The sequence below is a fragment of the Pseudanabaena mucicola FACHB-723 genome (assembly GCF_014696385.1).
Classification (GTDB): Bacteria; Cyanobacteriota; Cyanobacteriia; order Pseudanabaenales; family Pseudanabaenaceae; genus Pseudanabaena.
In genome coordinates, this window is record NZ_JACJQB010000014.1 from 1 (window position 1) to 18020 (window position 18020).

18 protein-coding genes are annotated in these 18020 nt (G+C 43.4%); 13 read left to right on the forward strand and 5 right to left on the reverse strand.

The window, feature by feature from the left end:
* Window positions 1-215 precede the first annotated feature (215 nt).
* From H6F41_RS08955 to H6F41_RS08970, 4 genes are read left to right on the forward strand one after another with little or no spacing between them, the layout of a single operon-like run.
* Window positions 216-1070: a Tab2/Atab2 family RNA-binding protein gene (locus H6F41_RS08955; RefSeq protein ID WP_190403136.1), complete on the forward strand. Its 855-nt coding sequence runs from the start codon at window positions 216-218 to the stop codon at window positions 1068-1070.
* A gap of 44 nt (window positions 1071-1114) precedes the next feature.
* Complete coding sequence (locus H6F41_RS08960; protein ID WP_190403137.1) at window positions 1115-2635, forward strand: sensor domain-containing diguanylate cyclase; 1521 nt, start codon at window positions 1115-1117, stop codon at window positions 2633-2635.
* Window positions 2636-2658: 23 nt separating this feature from the next.
* Window positions 2659-3678, forward strand: a complete 1020-nt coding sequence (galT, locus tag H6F41_RS08965) for a galactose-1-phosphate uridylyltransferase (RefSeq protein WP_190403138.1) — start codon at window positions 2659-2661, stop codon at window positions 3676-3678.
* A gap of 50 nt (window positions 3679-3728) precedes the next feature.
* Window positions 3729-4457 carry a cytochrome c biogenesis protein CcdA gene (locus tag H6F41_RS08970; RefSeq protein WP_408962537.1) on the forward strand — a complete coding sequence of 243 codons (729 nt, stop codon included), beginning with the start codon at window positions 3729-3731 and terminating at the stop codon, window positions 4455-4457.
* A gap of 92 nt (window positions 4458-4549) precedes the next feature.
* Here the strand turns inward: H6F41_RS08970 and H6F41_RS08975 are convergent, their stop codons facing one another.
* Both H6F41_RS08975 and H6F41_RS08980 read right to left on the reverse strand, forming a co-directional pair.
* Window positions 4550-4939: a hypothetical protein gene (locus H6F41_RS08975; RefSeq protein WP_190403140.1), complete on the reverse strand. Its 390-nt coding sequence runs from the start codon at window positions 4937-4939 to the stop codon at window positions 4550-4552.
* 229 nt (window positions 4940-5168) lie between these two features.
* The gene (locus H6F41_RS08980; protein ID WP_190403141.1) at window positions 5169-7454 is read right to left on the reverse strand and encodes a caspase family protein; all 2286 of its coding nucleotides are present in this window, start codon (window positions 7452-7454) and stop codon (window positions 5169-5171) included.
* A 126-nt stretch (window positions 7455-7580) separates the two neighbouring features.
* On the opposite strand from H6F41_RS08980, the gene hemW reads away from it, so the two are divergent.
* Complete coding sequence (hemW, locus tag H6F41_RS08985; protein ID WP_190403142.1) at window positions 7581-8774, forward strand: radical SAM family heme chaperone HemW; 1194 nt, start codon at window positions 7581-7583, stop codon at window positions 8772-8774.
* Here hemW and H6F41_RS08990 read toward each other — a convergent pair.
* Entirely contained in the window at window positions 8771-10027 is a 1257-nt protein-coding gene (locus H6F41_RS08990) for a DUF58 domain-containing protein (protein ID WP_190403143.1), read from the reverse strand. The two genes, hemW and H6F41_RS08990, sit on opposite strands and share 4 nt — an antisense overlap.
* Before the next feature lie 285 nt (window positions 10028-10312).
* Here H6F41_RS08990 and H6F41_RS08995 point away from each other — a divergent pair, with 285 nt between their 5' ends.
* Genes H6F41_RS08995 through H6F41_RS09025 form a run of 7 tightly spaced genes read left to right on the forward strand, consistent with a single transcriptional unit; the run spans window position 10313 to window position 14985 of the window.
* Window positions 10313-10597 carry a DUF4160 domain-containing protein gene (locus H6F41_RS08995; protein ID WP_190403144.1) on the forward strand — a complete coding sequence of 95 codons (285 nt, stop codon included), beginning with the start codon at window positions 10313-10315 and terminating at the stop codon, window positions 10595-10597.
* Window positions 10597-11439 carry a helix-turn-helix domain-containing protein gene (locus tag H6F41_RS09000; protein ID WP_190403145.1) on the forward strand — a complete coding sequence of 281 codons (843 nt, stop codon included), beginning with the start codon at window positions 10597-10599 and terminating at the stop codon, window positions 11437-11439. Before H6F41_RS08995 ends, H6F41_RS09000 begins: the two co-directional genes overlap by 1 nt.
* A 56-nt stretch (window positions 11440-11495) precedes the next feature.
* Window positions 11496-13103 (forward strand): GUN4 domain-containing protein, encoded by a 1608-nt coding sequence (locus H6F41_RS09005; protein WP_190403146.1) that lies wholly within the window; start codon window positions 11496-11498, stop codon window positions 13101-13103.
* 14 nt (window positions 13104-13117) lie between these two features.
* A complete protein-coding gene (locus H6F41_RS09010) occupies window positions 13118-13318 on the forward strand; it encodes a type II toxin-antitoxin system HicB family antitoxin (protein ID WP_190403147.1) in 201 nt (66 codons plus the stop codon).
* Window positions 13319-13376: 58 nt separating this feature from the next.
* Window positions 13377-13592 carry a DUF2281 domain-containing protein gene (locus H6F41_RS09015; protein WP_190403148.1) on the forward strand — a complete coding sequence of 72 codons (216 nt, stop codon included), beginning with the start codon at window positions 13377-13379 and terminating at the stop codon, window positions 13590-13592.
* On the forward strand, window positions 13579-13923 hold the full coding sequence (locus H6F41_RS09020; protein WP_190403149.1) for a type II toxin-antitoxin system PemK/MazF family toxin: 345 nt from the start codon (window positions 13579-13581) through the stop codon (window positions 13921-13923). Before H6F41_RS09015 ends, H6F41_RS09020 begins: the two co-directional genes overlap by 14 nt.
* 30 nt (window positions 13924-13953) lie before the next feature.
* Window positions 13954-14985 (forward strand): endonuclease/exonuclease/phosphatase family protein, encoded by a 1032-nt coding sequence (locus H6F41_RS09025; RefSeq protein ID WP_190403150.1) that lies wholly within the window; start codon window positions 13954-13956, stop codon window positions 14983-14985.
* Between the two features lie 38 nt (window positions 14986-15023).
* Here the strand turns inward: H6F41_RS09025 and glcD are convergent, their stop codons facing one another.
* Both glcD and H6F41_RS09035 read right to left on the reverse strand, forming a co-directional pair.
* Window positions 15024-16442 carry a glycolate oxidase subunit GlcD gene (gene glcD, locus H6F41_RS09030; RefSeq protein ID WP_408962538.1) on the reverse strand — a complete coding sequence of 473 codons (1419 nt, stop codon included), beginning with the start codon at window positions 16440-16442 and terminating at the stop codon, window positions 15024-15026.
* 250 nt (window positions 16443-16692) lie between these two features.
* The gene (locus H6F41_RS09035) at window positions 16693-17295 is read right to left on the reverse strand and encodes a superoxide dismutase (protein WP_190403152.1); all 603 of its coding nucleotides are present in this window, start codon (window positions 17293-17295) and stop codon (window positions 16693-16695) included.
* 165 nt (window positions 17296-17460) lie between these two features.
* Between H6F41_RS09035 and msrB the strand changes: the two genes are divergently transcribed.
* Complete coding sequence (msrB, locus tag H6F41_RS09040) at window positions 17461-17985, forward strand: peptide-methionine (R)-S-oxide reductase MsrB (RefSeq protein ID WP_190403153.1); 525 nt, start codon at window positions 17461-17463, stop codon at window positions 17983-17985.
* Window positions 17986-18020: the final 35 nt, after the last annotated feature.

Sequence of the window (18020 nt, forward strand, 5' to 3'; positions counted from 1 at the left end):
AGAACTTTAGACAACGCTAATGCGAGAATTCATCTTTGCTTTATTAGGCTTATGCTTAAGCGCCTTGCCAAAGCTTCCTAAGATACCAAATGGGTTCTATATGAAATACCTAAAAAAGGGGAAAGACTCAAAGCAAGACGAGAAAAAGTCTACGTCATTGCTCCAGTCAATGATTTAAGCTGTTCATAGAAAACAAATTAGAAAATACACAGTTTATGTCGAATATTTGGGAGTTAGATTTTTATTCCCGTCCCTTACTGGATGCTAATAATAAAAAAGTGTGGGAATTGCTGATCTGCGATCGCGATCGCAATTTTGAATGGGTACGCGAATGTCCGACCAATGAAGTCAACTCCGAATGGCTAGCCAAACAACTCTTAGATTGCGTAAGTAGTGCAGGACAAACCCCGATCAAAATTCGGTTCTTTCGTCCTAGCATGACCAATATCATTATGCGGGGCTGCAAACTAGCAGGCATCACAGGACAGGCATCACGTCGAGTATTTACACTGTCGGCATGGTTAGCCGAGCGTATGGCAAGTATTTACCCTAACCGTGATGGATTTCAAGCCGTTGATCCTAACCCCTTACCCCTCAAAGTATTAGCAGCTCAAGATCCCAAGCCCGTACCCGATGCCCTCATGGGTGAACGCTGGATCTCAGTATCTCTAAAAGCAAGAGACTTTGCAGATGCTAATGAATGGTCAATGGACTTTAGTGAGCTATTAGATATTGGTGATCTTGATCCTGACACAATTATTTCGGGAATTATTATTATTTCCGCCAGAGCCACCGCTTTAGCAGCTTGGATGTCAGGCGTTGATCCCGTCTTCATAAAATTTGAGCGGAACTTACTCGGCGATCGCACCCAGATGCAGTTAGAAGCCAGTGCCGATGCTCGATGGGTCTTAGCCAACCTCCAAGCCCCCAAAGATAAAAATGCCATTGATCAAGGCGCAGCCTTTGAAAAGTCCAAACAAAACTCTCAAGGATTCCATTTCCTTGCTGTTCAAACTAGTCCTGATGTCGAACACTTTGCAGGTTTTTGGATGCTCAAAGAAGTAATGTAGATGCGAAAAAAACATCATAGAACCAAAAAACTAAAGGAGATCCGATGAAAGGTAATTTGCTATCAAAAGGAGGAATAATCAGGTTTATTATTCTGAATTTATTAATAGCAATTGCCTATGCTGTCGGTGTAAGACTTAGCCATATATTTGCAACATTACCGGGGACAGTTGCATCAGTTTGGTTTCCGTCAGGCATGACCCTCGCCCTCGTCTATTTACTAGGCAAGCGTGTGTCTTTAGGAATTATTGTTGGCTCGACTGTCGCCCTTGCGCTAGGACTATCAAACCTAAATCTACCATTCACAAGTTTAATAGGTATTCTAGTCGCCTGCGCTTGCGGCAATGTTGCCCAGCCCATAGTTGCAACCTACTTAATTAAAAGGTTTGCTCCCTACCGATATATTTTTAGCCATGTTAAGACCGTCGTAATCTATATTGCGGCGGTAGTTTTTGCTCCAATGATATCGGCAACTTTTGGAGTCACCAGCCTAGCTGTTACTCAAGTAATTCAATGGGATGGATATCTGAGCAGTTGGATCACATGGTGGTTAGCCAGTGCTTTACCACACCTCATATTTACACCAACATTAATATTATGGCCAACCCAGGCACGTAAAGAATCAAAACGCCAAGCAATAGAAGCAATAATCGTCATATCTCTACTCATGATTGTGATCTGGATTTCTTTTTTAAAAAGTTATCCACTTGCTTATCTATTTATTCCCGTTCTCATTTGGATAGTTTTTCGTTATGGGAGTTTTTTCGCCAGCCTATTAGTGAGTATAGTTTCATTAATTGCGATTTTGTCCACAGCTAGAGGGTATGGGCTGTACATAGCAGACTCCCCCAATCAGTCTTTACTCTTATTGCAATCTTTTATGGCAGTTGTATCATTAACTTCACTGATTCTTTCTGCGGTAATTGATGAACGGACAGCCGCCGAGATCTCACTCAAAAAAGCACTCGCTAATTTAGAGTCGCTGGTACTTAATAGAACTTCGGAACTACAGCAAAGCCAAGAGCAACTTAAACAGGCAAATTTAGAGCTACAAAGGCTAATTCACATCGATAGCTTAACTCAGATTGCCAATCGACGCTGCTTTGATGAAAGGCTCATTTTTGAGTGGCACAGGCTATGTAGAGAGCAACAACCGCTATCGTTATTGATGTTTGATATTGACTATTTCAAGCGCTTTAATGACACCTATGGACACCCCATGGGCGATAAATGTTTGACAAGTCTTGCTCAAGCAGTGCATCAAATTGCTTGCCGTTCTAGTGATCTGGTGGCTCGTTATGGCGGCGAAGAGTTTGTTGTGATTTTACCGAATACCGATTTGAATGGCGCAATTATAATTGCTGAGGAAATACAATCATCGGTTAAGAAATTAAATATTATTCATCACAACTCAGATATCAGCGATATAGTGACGATCAGCATTGGAATTAGCAGTTTAGTTCCCACTCTATTGCTAGAGCCAACTGTGCTAATTCATCAAGCCGATGTGGCGCTTTATCGCGCTAAGCAACAGGGAAGAGATCGATTTGTTGTGTTTTCTGAATAAATCAAATAAATTAGTAAACTTTCATGTCACATCTACGCCAAAACGTGATTACTAAGGACTGGGTGATCTTTGCCACAGAACGAGCCAAGCGCCCTCACGAATTTGCCCGATCGCAAGAGGACATACCCCCTGAATTACCAGTTTACAAACATAGCTGTCCTTTTTGCAAAGGTAATGAGAATGCGGATGAAGCAGAGTATTTACGCATTGAAGATGAACGGGGCTGGCGGGTACGGATTATTCCCAATAAATATCCAGCCCTATCTCCTATCGGGGATCGCATTCGTCAGAGTGAAGGAATTCATCGCTCGATTACGGGGGTGGGATATCACGAAGTTCTCATTGAACATCCTGACCATAATGCCACGATTGCACGAATGGATATTCATGATGTGATTAATATCGTCCGCGCCTATCGGCAAAGATATAACGAGATTCGGCTAGACCGTCGCATTGAAAGTATCATTATCTTCAAAAATCATGGTGAAAGCGCTGGAACTTCCCTAGAACATCCCCACTCACAAATTACAGCAACTCCCGTTGTACCTTCACAAATCCGTTATCGGATGATAGAAGCAACCAGCTTTTTTGATGATATGGGAGACTGTCTATTTTGCTATACCCTCAATGATGAGTTAAAAGCAAAGGAAAGAATTGTTTTAGAAACAGAACATTTTGTTACCTTTATGCCCTACGCCGCACTATCACCGTTTCATATGTGGGTGTTTCCCAGACGACATACTGCCTCCTTTGGCGGCATTACTGATGCAGAGATAGAGGATCTCGCCTATACACTCAAAACAGTCTTAGCCAAGCTATTCTATGGGTTAAATAATCCTGCTTACAACTTTACGATTCGCTCCATGCCCACCGATGATCGAGATTCCAACTATTTTCACTGGTATTTAGCGATCGTGCCAAGGGTGACTAAAGCTGCGGGTTTTGAGCTAGGAAGCGGCATGTACATCAATACAGCAATGCCAGAAGACAGTGCTAAGTTTTTGCGTGAATTTGATGTGAGTTTGATGCCACCAGATTTGTAGTGGCAGTTTTTCTTGTATCATCAAAATCTATGCTGCAACCTATAGAAAATATTTTCCGATCGCTGCCTAATTGGTTTTATCAACTAGAACAATGGGCAGATGCCCTAGTCAATAATCAGCTCAATCATGCGGCATGGACAAGTGTGGGCGTAGTTTTTTTGGCGGGACTAGTGACCAGTTTAACCCCTTGCACCCTCTCGATGTTGCCCCTGACGATTGGCTATATCGGTGGCTATGAAGCCAAAAGCACTTGGCAATCGGCGCGGCAATCGGCTTGGTTCTGTTTGGGTTTTGCGATCGCACTAACAGGGTTTGGACTAGCCGCCGCCTTACTTGGCAAAATCTATGGACAATCGGCTTGGGGATGGTCGGTGGTGATGGGGATCATCGCAATTGCGATGGGTTTACAGCTATTGGAAGTAATTTCGTTGCGATTGCCAAGCTTTGGTAATTGGGAAGTATCGCCAAATTTACCCAAAGGATTGCGATCGCTACTAATTGGCTTATCCTTTGGTTTTGTGGCTTCCCCTTGCAGCACACCTGTACTGGTTACATTACTAGCTTGGGTGTCAGGTTCAGGCAATTTATTAGTTGGGACAGAGTTTCTTTTAGCCTATGCCATTGGCTCAGTATTGCCCCTTGCGATCGCAGGGACATTTACTGGTGTGATCAAAAAATTCTTAGAATTACGTCGTTGGTCAAGCTGGCTTAACTGGTTTAGTGGAGTTATTTTAATTGGATTTGGAACTATTTCAATTTTGAGTAAACTTAAAATCTAGTTAAACAAAACCTATGGCGCGCGCGCAGCGTGCGCCATAGGTTTTGTTTATGTTTTTTAATTATGAGAAATTTTGTTCTTTACAATTTACTTTTACCATTCCTGATCAAATTTTTGCCAAAGACGAGTTAATCGAGGCTCAACGGCTGTATCAAATAAAACCGCAGATACGATTGAACGAATTTTTAGTAAATCACCAAAGCTAGCACGGATAAATATCTTGCCAGAGGCAACAGATTTCTCTAAGGTCGATCTACCAAAAATAATATTTCGTAACGCAATACCAGTACTTTCAAAATCATTTACAGATTCCGTATCAGCTTCAGAAATCGTTATTTTTAGGTCACTTCCAGCATTTGCTGTTAACAATATCCTTGTGTCATCAATGGCAATAGTTGCCGATTTACCTTCTGCAATTCTCACAATGGCAGCCCATGTTTCACCATTGCGATCGCGTAAAATCTCAATTAATTCTGAAAGCATGGAGGATAATATTTCTGAGCGAGATAAAACCATGGTTGCAATAATTAGAGTGAAGGATCTGCAAAGATTATAGAATTATTAGATGCCATTCACTTGAGATTATTTATATTAATTTAATAGTGTTATGCTGTATATCATTATTATTAAATTAGTAAGATTACATAGGTAAATAAAAAGAATTAAAATGGCAAATACGAATAAATAAGAGTCAAAATATTGCGATCGCAAATTAAACAACTTGATAGTTAAAACTAAAAGTTGCCCAATGGTTGACATCAAGCATCCATGTATCATTCACATTCACCGCATTCCCTAGCTCAGAAGGCTTACCAAATTGATCGAGATCAGCGAGGAGTGCTTGAGCAACTTGCAATGGATTGGGAATAGAAATTAATCCATTCACCGATGAAGCTTGACGTTGGATTGCATCTAGGGCTTTTGTCACCTTTAAAAGCGGTGAGCGACTGATGACGACCTGCACATCAACCATTCCCTTGGGAGCAGAAACAGTCCAATTCATCGGCGCTTTGGGATAGGGAATCGTGAGGGTTTCTAATGGGGGAATGATACTATCACTGGCATAGGGCGGCGCAATGAAGTTAGGGGTGAGCATTTTACTACGCGGATCGAGACAGAAAATTCGCATGTATAGAGGTTCGTCGCAGAAGTTCTCAATTTGACATTCAAGACGATCGCCAATGCTGATTGGTTTGGTTCTGATGGTATTACTAATTTTGCTATCGGTGGGAATCATTAAGGCGCGGGCAGACTCCCGACTGGCAATCACCACCGAGCGCTCATCAACACCAACAATTGCTTTGAGCGTAACCCGCGCATTTAAATGGGAAGTCACCTGATTTTCAGTAGCACGGATTAATTTGGCGGCAAGGAGTGCTTCCAGAAAAGGCTGCAAACGTTTGATCGCCACTCCCACCGACTCGCCCACCGAGCCGAAAGAACCTAAAATCGGCGTATGACCAACTGTGAATAGACCATAGCTAGCAGATTGCACCCCAAATAGACAATCAGCACATTGTTCATTGGCATTGACGCTAAACATATTGGGCAAAATTGAGAAGGCACTAGTGGCATCAACACGCTCAATTCTGCTGAGTCCTGTATCCAAGGCGATCGCCAGTTGCACATTACGGGAAATTGCGCGCATTACTTCCTGCAATAACTGCCCTGTTTCTAATTTGGGCAATGCTTTGGAATTACTGCGATCGCCAAGAATTTCAACTTTGCCCGTGAATCCGTTGCGCGATTTTAACTGTACGGTTGTCTTGACTTTAGCAATGCTTTTAGGAATGGCTTTAGGAATATTTTTCGCCACAGGAGCATTAGCATCATTAGATTCAGGAATATTAGATTCAGGAATATTGGGAACGGTGATGACATGATCAATATCGATCGCATTTAGAATCGAGCCTGCGGCATAATTGCCCAAAACTGCGATCGGTAGTCCCGCCAGATAGACATCGGCGGTGAATTGATCGCTTGCACTGGTAATCACGCCATCACTACTAATGTCAGGCACAGGCAAAGCGGCAAAGGTATTACTAGCGCTCGATTTCTGTTTGGTATCCTCAGCCCACATACTCGCCACCTGCTTATCGATGGTGAGGCTGTCATTGTGAAGGGCGCGTCGATCGAGGAGAGTCGCGACATCACTCATGACAACGTGAATCGTGGTAGCTGGGGTGATTTGCCATAGCTGTTGCACGAGAGCATAGCTAAATGCACCACAGCTAAACCCCGACCATTGAGCATCGGCACAGAGCATCTCACCCGTAGCCGCCCGCAGGGTTGTGCACCTTGAAGAGTTTTCAGTTGTCTCAATTTCGGTGCTGGGTTGCCAATTTTTAAGACCAATTCGCGATCGCAAACGGAAGTTGCCGACCATTGACATATTCGGATAATAAAAGCCTGCATCAATCACATTCAACAGGCGATCGGTGGCGATCGCTTGCAGCCAGCTTTGCCATTCCTGTTCGGTAATATCCTGCAAGGTATCGAGATTTTGCGGTAAGCCACTATCGACAGGCACAAGCGTATTGTAATTGCCGAGGCGCGAGCCATGACCGCTAAAATGCACCACTACCAAGTCATCGGGCAGGGTTTGTGCGACTAAATGTTCGGTAATCGCGTTGGCAATATTCGACTTGGTGGCACTGCGATCGGTGAGGGTGACGATATCCTGCGCGGCAAAACCAAAGCGATGGATTAATAATTCTTTTTGCAACTCAACATCATTAACACAGCCATGCAGAGACATCCATCCCGCCGCTAAATTTTGGGAGTTACGCTCCTCTTTGACATCGTACTGATTAATGCCAATCAATAACGCTCGCTTACGTTGAGCGGCATTTGCTTGGCGGACATACTGCTCTGCTGCCAATGCCACACGATTGCGGGTGAGAAATTGCCATCCGATCAGACTGGTCAGACCAGCTTGTAAGAATTGTCGTCTCGCAATTCCCATGGTTGTGTCTTGCCTTTGCTTGTTGCTACTCACATCTCTAATTAAAACCGATTAAATGCCCCTGTTTTCAGTTATTTTGACAAATTCATCAGTAGATTTCGCTATAAGTAAAATTACTTAGAAAATGTGATAATAGCTGCATACAGCCGATTTTAACCCATGCTTGCTCCGCCCCGCCTCCTCCCCCAATCCCTATATCTACATATTCCATTCTGCAAGCGGCGCTGTTTTTATTGTGACTTCGCAATTACGACAGGTGGAGAAAACTTAAAACAGCAGTATGTTGATATTCTCTGTCAAGAAATTGCCCTCACGGTTCAGGAAATTCCACCTAGAGAGAAATTGCGAACTATTTTTTTTGGTGGTGGTACGCCATCGCTGCTCACTGTGGCGCAGGTGTCCCAAATTTTGGATGCGATCGCAAAATATTTCCAGATTGCCATTGATGCGGAAATATCCCTAGAAGCGAATCCAGGGACGGTCAGCACCGAGAGCTTGCGCGGATATCGTCGTTTAGGGATCAATCGGATTAGTCTCGGCGCACAGGCTTTTCAACAGGAATTGTTGGATGTTTGTGGGCGTGGTCATAGTGTTGCCGAAATCTATGAAGCGGTGGATGCGATTCAGAAATCAGGATTTGAGAACTTCAGTTTGGATTTAATTTCAGGACTGCCCCATCAATCAATGCAGGATTGGCGCGATTCGATTGCGGCGGCAATTGCCTTACAGCCCACCCATCTCTCTGTTTATGATCTCACCATTGAGGAAGGAACGGCTTTTGGGAAGCGCTATCAATCGGGGGATACACCACTACCGACGGAATCCCACACTGTCGAGATGTATCTCACAGCCCATGAATTACTGCCCGCCGCAGGTTATCGGCATTATGAAATCTCGAATTATGCTCAAACAGGCTATGAGGCTGAGCATAATTTGACCTATTGGCATAATCAACCCTTTTACGGTGTGGGCATGGGTGCAACCAGCTATCTCCAGCGTCAAAGAATTGATCGACCTCGCAAAATGCGCGAATATCTTGATGCGATTTGCCAATGGCAAACCACAGGGCTTGGCTTTACCGCGCCGATTGTGACCGATGCTGAAGAATTAATGGATACATTAATGCAGGGTTTACGATTAGCCGAGGGATTAAGTTTGCATAGTTTGCAAGCAACCTATGGAAGAGAACTTTGCGATCGCGTTTTACAGGTGTTAACCAAATATGAAGATCAGCAATGGGTGAAGTTTGTCCAGCAAGATCAAGACATACGGATCATGCTCGTTCCCCCCGACAGTTGGCTTTTCTCCAATATTGTGATTGCCGATTTATACGAAAACTTGGTCACAGACTAGGTTGTTAAATAACCCTGAAGTTGCGATCGCAAAGACTGGTAACTCGGATCATCGGCATCCTCCATCGGCTCAATGGTTAACCCCAGCGATCGCTGATTGGGGATAGCCCCCTTGGCAGACTGCCCCAAAGCTTGCCAGATCAGCCAACGGCTGCCAAAGGGTAAATAGCCAATGCTATCGAGACGATGTGAGATCCAGACAACGGGCAAATCTGGTAAATCCTTGAGAATATCCACCTGTTTCGCCGACGCATCGGCAACATTCACTGCCGCTAGGGTTTCTAAAACAGCGCGATCGGTCTGAACGACACCTGTTTCCGATGTCCAAAGTCGCACACTCAGTTTCGATTTTTGAGCATAGAAGTAGAGGGAAGCCGCCGCAACTACTGCCTCCTCAAAGGCTTGGGGTTGCCAACCTGCGGAAGTATCAAGGGCAATCGCCACCTCTTGACCACCAATTGTCACTTCCAATTCCCGCACCCGCAGCTCACCAAACTTGGCACTGGTGCGCCAATGTACCAACCGAATCGGATCGCCCCAACGATAGGGTCTGAGAGTTTTCGTTAAACCTTCCGTCGCATTGTTATAGTTATGTTCATCGCTGTATTGGCGAGGACTCGTATCACTGCCTAGTTGGTCAACGAGAGGACAGCGGTCGAGAGGTAATACGGTGGGATAGACAATTGCTTTCTGCCCTGATGGACAATTCCGCCGACTGCGAAATAGTCCGAGGGGACTGGAAGTTGCAATTTCCGTTGAGCGAAATAGAAACACGCCACGTTTCGTGGTCTTGACTTCATAGTTCCAATGATGCTCTTGCAAGGGAGAGATGAATTCAATCACCACATCCTGTTGCAAAACATTTGATAATCCCTCTGGCAATACATCCCGTACTTCCATTAATCTTTTTTCAGTGCGCCCCGCATTCTGAATTCGCAAATCGACCCATAGATCATCACCGACACTAACTGGATCAATTTGCGATCGCACAACGACCATTTCCGCCAGCAGTCGCTTGGGCATCACTGCCCCCACAATCAACAACGCCGCACTCACGCCACTAATGACATACAACCACCCCGACAAGGTATTCGTCGCTGCCATAAAGAAGAACAGCGTTAACGATGCGTACATTCCCCCAATAAATTCTGGTGTCGCAAATCGCCATTCTAGCCATTTAAAGAAGCGTTTAATCGTCGATGGGCGCTTGGGCTTAGAGATACGTTTTTTGCGATCGCTGAGACTATTTGCCATATTGTTTTTGAAATATTCTAACGCAAGCACAACCCTCATAACCTCACTGCTTTTAGAGCAAACCTATATGTAGAAAACGCTAGTCTGATTATCAAATCGGAATCTTGTAGATTTTCGTGACTGGCTTACTTTTAATCCTTTTGAGAAAAAACGTAAACCTGATAGTCCCCTGATAATATGAAGCCATATTTACGGACATTATTATTTTTAGAATGATTGACAATATGTCCGCTTAAATTTATATTTAATATTAGTTGTCTTGCAAAATCAAATTTAGGTCAGGATTTGGGTAAGGTTCAATGCTCTCAAACAGACGGTCTGTATCTTTTCTTTAATTCTCACGATCATAGACCGCCGCACTTTCACGCACGAAAGGCAGGCGCATGGGAGATCCGTGTTGATATTTTGCTTTGTAGTAAAGAGAATGGTTTAGTTTTTACAGCTAAATACCCACCCAATCCTCAAATATCAAGTAAAGATGAAAAACAAATTTTGAAACTCGTTTTAGAAAATCGATCGCAGCTTCTGATCGAATGGGAGCAAAAAGTATGTATCAAGGAGGATCAGTAATGCCCAGCCAACAGACAATCACTGTTCTAGTGCAAGATAGCGCAAACAAAGATCTTGTATCCCACTCTAAGTCTGTGCAAGTTCTACATCCATCAGACTCTCAAGACTTAGAATCAGCTCTAAATTTATTTGTCCTAGCTTCTGCAACTGGCTTACCAGAGATTGCAGATATTGTGCGATCGGCAAATCAGAAACATCACTTACGAGTTCTGTTTATTAGAGAAGATATCAATCCCACTTGGATGCCTCAAATGTTTGATCGAGCCAACCTCCGAGTAATGCGAAATACGCTTGTTCATGCTAGCTCTGTTGTACCTCAACGGGTAATGAATGCTTGGACTATGGGAGCGCAGGAACAACTAATTGCGGATGCAACAGTAATCGGAGAGCAATTATTAATTCTTAGTTGTGCAATGGAAAAGTTAGAAGTTCCCTTTGAATCTTTGCCAGCCTTAAAATGCATTTCTGCTAATGATCGTAGTAGTTTTACTATTGATGATGATGGCAGTTGCTTGTATTGGGAAGATGCAGACATCCATCTCGATCTTGAGGCTTTGCGTTGTGCTAACGATCCTGAATGGAAACGGAAGTTTGAATCTCTGAAAACGGAGCATAATCAAGTTTTTGGCAGGGCAATTGCCAATTTACGCAAGCAACATAAACTCCGTCAGTCAGATATTATTGGTTTAAGTGATCGTCAGGTACGTCGAATTGAGCAGGGTGAGACTAGCACAAAGGTTGATACGCTGAGGTTATTTGCTAAGGCGCATGGTATGGATTTGGATGCTTATCTTGATGCTGTTGCTGGTGCGATCGCAAATCTACAAACAGAACTTGCCTGATTTCTCTCTGTAAAAGTTGATATAATTTTAATCATAATTTTTCAGAAAGGTTGCTGATGTTTATTTGGAGCGTATTGGCAGCAAAAGTCTTTGAAGTGGGCATGACAGTAATTGATGATATTACTGGAACTATCGGGCAGTTTTTTAGAACCGAACTCTTTGGGGAAGAGGCAACTTATCAGGCAGAAGATGAGAATGCGATCGCAATTGTATTGAGAAATAACAGTGAGGCGATGCAATATTTCGCGGAAGCGCAAATGCAACTTGCCGAGGTACAGCAACAACAAAATGAACTCAAGAAAGCCGAATTGATGATCAATGTTGCCCTTGCTGAGAAAGAGCGAGAACTCAAGGCACAGCTAAGTGAATTGTGGCGTGATTTAAAACGAGAATTGCAGCAACATGAATTAAAAAGCCGTCAGGATTTACAAGTTCGCCAAATTCAAGCAGATTGGGACAAAATTAAGTTACCCACAATCTTTAGCCGTCAGGAATTAGAAAATTTAGCCCAAGATTGTGATCGCCCTTTGTTTGTTTGCTCCAAGATGCAAATTACGGAGGGATGTCCCGATTATTTTCGGACGGAGTTAGTTGCGGACGCAGAGAGCCAAATCAAGAAGTTTGCTAATCTCGTTTTTCAGGGCAATGTGCGCTTTTATAGTCGATTTTTTGATGATGAAAATATTTTTGATGCGAATGCGGCTCAACTAAAGAGCATTTTGCCTAATGTGCCTTGTGTAATGAGTTTCAGTAAAATTACGCGCCGCAAAGCCTATTTTCATTATCAACTTTGGGGTAGTCGTAGTGCGGAGATTCTCAAGGGAAATTTTGATGTGGAGTTGCCTTGGCGAGAAGTTGCGCAGCAAATACGCGATGAGGCTTCAGAGGCAATTAATGATGACGATCTCTATGAAATTATTGGCGATTGGCTAACGACTTTACAAAAGATTTATGCACTATTTTTGGTGGATCTCTATGCGATCGTTGATGGTGACGATCCTTTCTATTCTATAAAGTTAGATAGTGTAAGTTTTGGAGTACCTGAACAAACCATAAGTCAATACATTCAACCTCTAGCCAAAATTTTGCAACGAGTTCAGAATGAACGTATTGAGGCTTTTAGTGAGCAGTTGCGTCGTCAAAAGAAAGAAGAGAAACAGAAAAAGCGACAAGAAAAAATACGTCTTCAGCAAGAAGAATCTATAAGACAAGAAGCAGATCGTCTTGCTAATTTTAAATCGGAGTGTAAAAAACTAGATAATTTGCTCGCATCGCAACAATGGGAAGAAGCAGATTGTCTAACCAAAGAAATTATACTCCAATTAGCAAATCGAACTTCTCAAGGTTTCTTAAATGAAGAGAGCATTGCAAATTTACGGGAAGAAAATTTACGATCTATTGATTTCTTATGGTTGTATCACAGCAGAAGTAAGTTTGGGTTCAGCGTACAGAAAAAGCTATTCTTTGAGTGGGGGGGTAAATTTAATACCTATGAACACGAAGTGTTTCAGCGTTTTATAACCCATATTGGTTGGGATTACGAATTTTTGAATAATGAAAATATTCAAAAGTTGCCAACAGCATATTTTCCACGTTTTGTATATGATTCTAGTACTGTTTGGAGATTAGTTTTATTGTCTTTGCTTTCCAATAAAAAATTTTAGGACGGAATCAACCCATGAAAATCAAAGCAATTATTTGGCAAGAAGATGGAGTTTGGTGTGGTTCTGTTCCTGCATTGAAAAGATGCCACACTTGGGGCGATAGTTACGAACATTTATTGGAAATGCTCAAAGACGTAGTACAAACTTGGCTCGAAGTTGCTAGTGAAAGCCAAAATCTAGAAACAGAAAAGCAATTGGTTGAGCTATCTCTATGAAATCAGTCTCAGGCAAAACACTCTGTAAAATTATCGATCGCAAATGAGATAACACCAAATGAATACCACAATTACAGTCGAACAAAGATTATTAGACAAGATCCGTAAACTTTCATCAGAGAAAGTTATAGAAGTAGAAGACTTTATCGACTTTCTCTATCAACGTCAGACCGACTCTGACCAAAACCTAACCATTGCTGCTGCCAAAGTTTCAGAAGCTAGTTTCGCAAAAATATGGGACAACCCCGAAGATGCAGAATATGACAACCTATAAATTTGGAGATGTGCTTTTAGTTTCATTTCCCTTTACTGATCAAACCACAACCAAAAAACGCCCAACAATTGTTATTAGCTCAGAAATCTACAACCAGTCAAAGCTAGACATACTGCTAATTGCTGTTACTAGCCAAGTAAAAATGCCCTTGCAGTTTGGTGAAATCTTAATAACTGATTGGTCAAATGCAGGTTTGCTAAAACCTTCACTGATTAAGCCGATTATTACCACCCTTGAGAAACAACTTGTCATTAAAAAACTTGGTAAGCTAGAAACAACAGATAGTCAGGCATTACAAGGATTATTACAACAAATTATTGCAATCACATAGGTTTCAACAATACGACCGCAAAGCCTTAGCTTGCAGAGCTTTGATTCAAATAACGATCCAGAAATAGAATGTCAGATTATTTGTGACACCGAACATAATCACGATCAGCTTGTAGACATTGGATGGCAGAAATTGCAACAATTGAAACGTTTACTTGGTACTTGCCTAGGAATTGGTGGACTGATTGCGATCGCAAGTTGTGGCAATTTGCTGTTGAGCGCCAACGTCCCCGGCCAGATTCGTGTCGGTACATTCAATCTCGAAAATTTTGATGGTACGAACAGCGAAAAAATTGCACGGGTTAGCGAAATTATTGATCGCAATTTTGATGTCATTGGCGTACAGGAAATTAGTCCCATCGCCGCCAAGAAACTACAGGAAACCTTACAAAAATCGCATCAGTGGGATTTTATTTTGGGTGAAACAGGGGGTAAGCAGCGATTAGCGTTGTTTTACCGCCAAGATTTAATCAAAGCGCAAAAGGTCACAGAATGGAGACAAGTAAACATCACAGGCACTTTGCGATCGCCTTTAGTCACCTATTTACAAACAGCACCCAAGGACAGCAAAACCTTTGACTTTACTTTGGTGATATTGCATCAAAAGGGGGGCGGCGGCAAAGAAGCCGATCGATTACGCAAAAACCAAAGCGATCGCCTCCGCCAAGAAGTCAAGAAATATCAACAGAATTCTCAATCCGATCCTGACTTAATTATTTTGGGCGATTTTAATAGTCCAACTTGGTCAGATCAAAATCGAGGCTTGCGGGATGCTCCGATCACTTTCCTAACCAAACAGATAGAAACTACCGCAAAAGAGAACTGTTTAAAAAAGCGTAGTCTGCCCACAACTGCCGATGGTCGTCCGCGTTTTTCTAATCGCGGCACAGGTTGCGTGATCGATCATATTGCTGTTTCCCAGTTGCCCAAGGGTGCAGAAGAGGAATATCTTCCCCAGTCCATTCAGATTCTCTCACCCGAAAAGGATTTAGGATTTGATGGGGATTATTTCGATCAAGTTTCTGACCACCTGCCTGTGCGGGCAGTATTTCGAGTCAAGTAATCTCAAACCCGAAAATAGCTACGCTATTTTCGGGTTTATTAAAACCGATCCATCAGCTTATATTTAGCATCATAGCTAGATTTCGCTCCTTCACCACAGGTGCGCGGAGTGGGCAAAATTTTAGTAGGGTTCGCAATTCCCTGCGGGTCAAAAACATCACGTACCCACTGCATTGTTTCCAAATCAGTATCACTAAACATCTCAGACATATAGCACTTCTTGTCTGCACCAATACCATGCTCACCCGAAATACTGCCACCCACGCGCACACAGAGTTTGAGAATCTCACCGCCCAGTTCTTCTACAGTTTCCAAAGCGCCAGCTTCCGCATTGTTATACAAAATCAAGGGGTGTAAATTCCCATCCCCCGCATGGAAGACATTGGCAACATGGTAGCCATATTTTTCGCTAAGCTTCTCAATCTCTTGCAAAACATAGGTCAGCTTCGTCCGTGGAATCACCCCATCCTGCACATAGTAGTCAGGGCTAAGGCGACCCATCGCCGCAAAGGCAGCCTTGCGACCTTTCCAGAGCCTTAGGCGTTGGTCAGCATCAGTAGCTGAAGTGACATTTCTAGCACCATTTTTATAACAGATTGCTTCAATCCGTTTAGCACTTTCGGCAACTTCTATTTCTAATCCATCAATTTCAATCAAGAGAATCGAAGCCGCGTCACGGGGATAGCAATTCGTCGCCACCGTATCTTCAACAGCATTGATGCTCATGTTATCCATGATTTCCATCCCCCCCGGAATAATTCCTGCACTGATCACATCCGATACAGTCGAGCCTGCGGCTTCTACCGTAGTGAAATCGGCTAAGAGAACTTGAATCGATTCTGCCGATTTGAGAATCTTGAGCGTCACCTCCGTCGCAATTCCTAATGTTCCCTCCGAACCCACAAATACGCCCGTGAGGTCATACCCTGGCATTTCAGGGATTTTGCCGCCAATGTTTTTCACCTCGCCATCGGGCAGCACGATCTTTGCGCCAAGGACATGATTGGTCGTGACACCATATTTGAGGCAATGCACACCACCAGAGTTTTCGGCGACGTTGCCACCTATGGAGCAGATAATTTGGCTAGAGGGGTCTGGGGCATAATAAAACCCCGCACCACTGACGGCTTGGGTCACCCAATTATTAATTACCCCCGGCTGCACCACAACTCGCTGATTATCAAAATCGACATCCAAAATCTTTTTCATTAACGATGTCACGATCAGCACTGAGTCAGGCAACGGTAATGCACCACCCGATAAACCTGTGCCAGAGCCACGCGCCACAAACGCCACTCGATTGCGATCGCAAATTTTAATCACCGCCGTCATTTCTGCCGTGGTACGGGGCAGCACGACTAAAGCTGGTTGTTGACGATAGCTAATAAGTCCATCACATTCGTAAGCTAATAGCTCCTCACGAGTCCGTACAACATAGCGCTCACCCACCACAGCCATGAAATCATGGGCAATCGCCAGCCAATCAATAGTTTTGGGAGTATCTGGTGAGGAGGCGACTGCGGAAGTATTAGGGATGGGTGCGATTGCCGTCATGCTCGATTACTAAGGTAACAACTAGCCCCGATCTTATACCAATTCTCCAAAGTATGCGCGCGCTTTAAAAAGCAAAAGAGAAGTAACGCTTGGCGATACTTCTCTTTTGCTTTTGCGAGAAAGGGTTGCAGCGCAACCTTTTCTTGTTTATAGACTAGGCAGCCGCAAAGTTGGCGGCAACGAAATCCCAGTTAATCAGATTGTCAACAAAGTTAGCCATGAAGTTAGGACGGCTATTTTGGAAATCTAAATAGTAAGCATGTTCCCAAACATCCATGGTCAATAAAGGCACTTGACCTTCATGAATCAAAGGGTTTTCAGCATTAGGGGTTTTGGTGATTTTCAGCTTGCCGCCTTCAGCAACCAACCATGCCCAGCCACTACCAAATTGGGTTGCGCCAGCATTCTTAAATTCGGTCTTAAAGTTGTCTAGGCTGCCAAAGCTAGCATTGATCGCATCCAACAAAGCACCAGTAGGAGCGCCACCACCAGCAGGTTTGATCCCATTCCAGTAGAAGGTGTGGTTCCACACTTGAGCGGCATTGTTAAAGATTCCTGCCTTACCTTCTTTGTAGCTAATCTTGATGATTTCTTCTAAGGACTTATCAGCAAGGTCAGTATCTTTGATTAGGTTGTTGAGGTTGTCAACATAAGCCTTGTGGTGCTTACCATAGTGAAATGATAGGGTCTCAGCAGACATACCCGATGCTGCAAGCGCGTCTTGGGCGTAGGGTAAAGATGGAAGTTCAAATGCCATTGTTGTTTAACCTGTTAAAGTTTGAAGTGATTTCTCAGCTTTAAGTATTGTTAAGATTATAAACTAGATTGTAAATCGTAGTGGCTGTTACAACGTTAAATTCAGCAGTTGTTAATCCAATTCTATGTTTTCCGACGTAGTTCCCACAAACCACTAGATGAAGCAATGAAAAAAAGAAACCTTCTGATAACTGGGGCAGCCTTACTCGGTGGCTCTTGGTTATGGCAAACTTTGCGATCGCAATCTCTAGCCGATGACGTAATCGCGCTAGACTCCGATCAATCCAATTCAGCAACTAAGCAATACAAAATCATGAAAACAGAAGAAGAATGGAAACAAATCCTCACCCCAGAGCAATTTCGGGTTTTGCGAAAGCATGGCACTGAGCGTTCTTTTTCTAGCCCTCTAGATAAGGAATATGGCAATGGGACTTATCACTGCGCGGGCTGTGACCAACCGCTATTCAAATCGGACACCAAGTTCAATAGTCGTACAGGTTGGCCAAGCTTCTTTGATCCCATTGAAGGCGCGATCGCCACTACTGTTGATAATTCCCTATTCATGAAGCGAACTGAGGTGCATTGCAGCAATTGTGGTGGACATTTGGGGCATGTTTTTAACGATGGGCCCAAACCCACAGGACAACGCTATTGCATGAATGGCGTATCGCTCAAGTTTGTTCCTGCCTAGATTCAAAAATCACAAAAGCCCCGCATTGCGGGGCT

Excerpts from the sequence above, each read along its gene's own strand:
- H6F41_RS08955 (WP_190403136.1), top strand. The coding sequence starts at position 216 with ATGTCGAATATTTGGGAGTTAGATTTTTATTCCCGTCCCTTACTGGAT.
- H6F41_RS08960 (WP_190403137.1), top strand. The coding sequence starts at position 1,115 with ATGAAAGGTAATTTGCTATCAAAAGGAGGAATAATCAGGTTTATTATT.
- galT (WP_190403138.1), top strand. The coding sequence starts at position 2,659 with ATGTCACATCTACGCCAAAACGTGATTACTAAGGACTGGGTGATCTTT.
- H6F41_RS08975 (WP_190403140.1), bottom strand. The coding sequence starts at position 4,939 with ATGCTTTCAGAATTAATTGAGATTTTACGCGATCGCAATGGTGAAACA.
- hemW (WP_190403142.1), top strand. The coding sequence starts at position 7,581 with ATGCTTGCTCCGCCCCGCCTCCTCCCCCAATCCCTATATCTACATATT.
- H6F41_RS08990 (WP_190403143.1), bottom strand. The coding sequence starts at position 10,027 with ATGGCAAATAGTCTCAGCGATCGCAAAAAACGTATCTCTAAGCCCAAG.
- H6F41_RS09000 (WP_190403145.1), top strand. The coding sequence starts at position 10,597 with ATGCCCAGCCAACAGACAATCACTGTTCTAGTGCAAGATAGCGCAAAC.
- H6F41_RS09005 (WP_190403146.1), top strand. The coding sequence starts at position 11,496 with ATGTTTATTTGGAGCGTATTGGCAGCAAAAGTCTTTGAAGTGGGCATG.
- H6F41_RS09010 (WP_190403147.1), top strand. The coding sequence starts at position 13,118 with ATGAAAATCAAAGCAATTATTTGGCAAGAAGATGGAGTTTGGTGTGGT.
- H6F41_RS09015 (WP_190403148.1), top strand. The coding sequence starts at position 13,377 with ATGAATACCACAATTACAGTCGAACAAAGATTATTAGACAAGATCCGT.
- H6F41_RS09020 (WP_190403149.1), top strand. The coding sequence starts at position 13,579 with ATGACAACCTATAAATTTGGAGATGTGCTTTTAGTTTCATTTCCCTTT.
- glcD (WP_408962538.1), bottom strand. The coding sequence starts at position 16,442 with ATGGCTGTGGTGGGTGAGCGCTATGTTGTACGGACTCGTGAGGAGCTA.
- H6F41_RS09035 (WP_190403152.1), bottom strand. The coding sequence starts at position 17,295 with ATGGCATTTGAACTTCCATCTTTACCCTACGCCCAAGACGCGCTTGCA.
- msrB (WP_190403153.1), top strand. The coding sequence starts at position 17,461 with ATGAAAAAAAGAAACCTTCTGATAACTGGGGCAGCCTTACTCGGTGGC.